This is a genomic window from Moorena sp. SIO2C4 (assembly GCF_010672485.1).
Classification (GTDB): Bacteria; Cyanobacteriota; Cyanobacteriia; order Cyanobacteriales; family Coleofasciculaceae; genus Moorena; species Moorena producens.
Map to the genome: position 1 here is coordinate 1 of NZ_JAAHGN010001194.1, position 2,134 is coordinate 2,134.

1 protein-coding gene and 3 pseudogenes are annotated in these 2,134 nt (G+C 42.6%); 3 read left to right on the plus strand and 1 reads right to left on the minus strand.

Annotated elements, in window-relative coordinates:
- Positions 1 to 121: 121 nt before the first annotated feature.
- From F6K20_RS35470 to F6K20_RS35480, 3 pseudogenes are all read left to right on the plus strand, one after another.
- A pseudogene (locus F6K20_RS35470) lies at positions 122 to 423 on the plus strand (hypothetical protein); the annotation flags it as partial.
- Positions 407 to 943: pseudogene (locus tag F6K20_RS35475) on the plus strand (response regulator); the annotation flags it as partial. The pseudogenes F6K20_RS35470 and F6K20_RS35475, both read left to right, overlap by 17 nt.
- 97 nt (positions 944 to 1,040) lie before the next feature.
- Positions 1,041 to 1,445: pseudogene (locus F6K20_RS35480) on the plus strand (response regulator); the annotation flags it as partial.
- A 116-nt stretch (positions 1,446 to 1,561) separates the two neighbouring features.
- On the opposite strand, the gene F6K20_RS35485 reads toward F6K20_RS35480, so the two are convergent.
- A partial coding sequence (locus tag F6K20_RS35485; RefSeq protein ID WP_287297949.1) for an HAD family hydrolase occupies positions 1,562 to 2,134 on the minus strand: 573 nt, incomplete at its 5' end.

The following is a 2,134-nucleotide window of genomic DNA, read 5'->3' on the forward strand; positions in this document are numbered from 1 at the left end:
GAAAAGGGTTAAAACTTGAGGCGCGACCCCGTAATTTAATTCGCCATAGGAAAGCGCGCCTCCATTGATTAAGGCGAGCCTGTCTTACGGTAACTTCAAACCATGAGCGACTGCATCAAGACAAGGAGTTCATAAATATGTGGCTAGAGTCAAACAATATGGGCGTTCAACTAAAAGACATAGCGGTGCGACCCAAGGCCGGGGAACCCGGCCTAGGAGGCGCGCACCGTCCAGTTTTTATATTGGACTATATGCTCAAAATTGGATTAATTTTATGGATAAATGTTGGTAATTAGTTGATGATTTGATGCGCTTAAGTCGTCATAAGCTCAATAATTATTTACGAGGTATGAGAGCTAGGTCGCTTATACAGTCTACTTTTTAGCTCTCATGTCGCCCCCCCAGGATCAAACCTCAAAGTAAGTTATTAAAGCGGGTGCGTAATGTCAGTGGAGCAACTATTATCGGTACAGGGGAAGTTTGTATGATTCTTAACCCTCCAGATTTGCTCACATCATTACAATCCTATCAGTCAAACACATCCACAGTCTCAACCAAACTAAGGCAAATCGTTAAAAGGACGCCAGTAATTCTCCTAGTAGATGACTCGATTACCGTTCGCACCCAAGAAAAACGGATACTAGAAAGGGCTGGGTATGAAGTAGTGACAGCTGTAGATGGATTAGATGGCTATAACAAACTAAACAGCCGTTACTTTGATGCCGTAATATCTGATGTGGAAATGCCAAATCTAGACTGATTTTCCCTAACTGCCATAATTCGTCAGCATCAAGAGTATAACGAATTACCAATAATTTTGGTAACATCTTTGGCTTCCGATGAACATAATAAAAAAGGGATGGAAGCGGGGGCTAATGCCTATATAACAAAAGGAAAATTTAATCAAGATTTTCTCATCGAAACGTTGCAAATACTTGTGTGATAGTTAATATACAAGGTTAATATTTAAGTTTAAATTGTGAAGCTTTAAGGTTAAATTGGTAATTAAAAATGAAAAATTTAAAATTATTAAATAATCAATGACTATTCGAGTTTTATTAGTTGAAGATTCACCGATTGCTCTAGTAGTACTGAAAAGGATTCTGAATTCATCAGAGCAAATTGAAGTGGTGGGAGAAGCTGGAACTGGTTTAGAAGCTTTGAACTTAATTCCCAAAGTTCAACCAGATGTCATTTGTACAGACCTCCATATGCCCCAGATGAATGGTCTGGAGTTGACATCTGAAGTTATGGCGCTCTATCCTAGACCGATTCTGGTGATTAGTGTTTCGGTGCAGCAAGAGGATACTGATCAGATTTTTCAGCTTTTAGATGCAGGAGCAGTGGATATTTTTCCTAAGCCGTCGGCAGGAATGACAACGGATAATCAGTTGCTCCAGCAGGAGTTGATCAATAAGATTAAAATTCTGTCTGGGGTCAAGGTCAAACAGGTTTTACCAATTGGTGCGATCGCACCAAGGCTGCGGGAGTTGTGCTTATTGAAACTTGAAAATTGAAAATAACACTTCTCTCACCCCTTGCCGATTCAATATAGTTGACTTTAAATAATTTCAATCTCATCCAGGCTCGCGATCGCTAGATCAGCTCCCTCTAAATGGGAAGCTTCTGGCTTGCCCCAGCAAATACCAATGCAACCCGCTGCACCAGCACGCTTTGCCATCTCAATATCACCGGCTGAATCTCCTACCATTAGGGCGGAAGCAGGTTTTACCTCTAAAGATTGGCACCCTTGTAGGAACAACCTGGGATCAGGCTTACTGATTTCAGAATCCACACCCTGCTGTAATTGGATATAGGGGTCTAGCTGGTGTCGATGGACAAAGGCTTGTACGCCAGCCGTAGAGTCTGCCGATAGAATACCCAGCTTTAAACCAGCTTCCGAGAGGAATTTAAGGACTTCGAGGCTACCGGCAAACATTGGGGAAGTTCCAGCCGCATTTTGCAAGTACTTCTCGGCTTCAACAAAGGCACTCCCAGCGATTTCCAATGACTCTAGCCAACCCCGACCAGTCTCAGCAATATAAGCCGCAGCAGCAATTTCATTTTCCCGACGACTACCCACTGCCATTAACCCGGTAGGGTCAAGGGTGTCATCTTGGACACCAAAGGCCAT